Here is a 292-nt window from a genome sequence, read left to right as displayed (position 1 = left end):
AGCAAAAAATAATGGAGATGTCATTGACTATAGCACTTATGGCGGAGACGGAACAGACTTGCCAGATGTAAGAACAGCTAAAACATTGTTTTATGATAGAGATGAACACGGAAACCCGCCAGATATATCTACTATTAAAGCTGAAATTTCACCCTCCACGATCGTCACAAGGTTATTCTTTAACCAAAACGAACTCTTACCTTTGTATGTTAATGACTTGGTAGATATATGGTATGACGGTAAACTGTATTCAGGATATATAGCAGATAGAGTTAAAACAGAGTTCAATGAT

Annotated in this window: 1 protein-coding gene; it reads left to right on the top strand. The window is 36.3% G+C overall.

Translation table 11 applies throughout. From position 1 onward, the window contains the following. Positions 1–292, top strand: a 292-nt coding sequence (locus FDX22_RS15825; protein ID WP_222592525.1) for a hypothetical protein, incomplete at both ends; no start/stop codon positions are given.

It is taken from the genome of Citrobacter sp. TBCS-14 (genome assembly GCF_005280805.1).
Lineage (GTDB): Bacteria > Pseudomonadota > Gammaproteobacteria > Enterobacterales > Enterobacteriaceae > Citrobacter > Citrobacter gillenii.
This window is presented reverse-complemented; position numbering and strand designations above follow the sequence as displayed.